Annotated in this window: 1 protein-coding gene; it reads right to left on the bottom strand. The window is 38.4% G+C overall.

Annotation, left to right across the window (positions count from 1 at the left end; translation table 11 throughout):
* Positions 1-232 (bottom strand): GreA/GreB family elongation factor (locus AAEY62_RS25040; RefSeq protein WP_350637207.1); only part of this gene is annotated, 232 nt, incomplete at both ends.

Raw genomic sequence — 232 nt, forward strand, 5'->3', positions numbered from 1 at the left:
GTGATAACGTCAAACTCGTCATCTACTTGTTTTTTTAACAACGCTCGCGCCATTGGTGAATCAATCGAAATATAGTCTTTACGCTCGTAAATTTCATCGGGACCGACAATTTTAAACTTTTTAGTCTCGCCTTGCTCATTTTCAATTTCAACCCAAGCACCAAAAAACACTTTGCCATCTTGCACAGGCGAATAATCAATAATTTTTAAGTCGGGTATGCGCTTACGTAAGT

This window comes from Pseudoalteromonas sp. GW168-MNA-CIBAN-0100 (genome assembly GCF_040309225.1).
In the GTDB taxonomy this organism is placed as follows: domain Bacteria; phylum Pseudomonadota; class Gammaproteobacteria; order Enterobacterales; family Alteromonadaceae; genus Pseudoalteromonas; species Pseudoalteromonas arctica.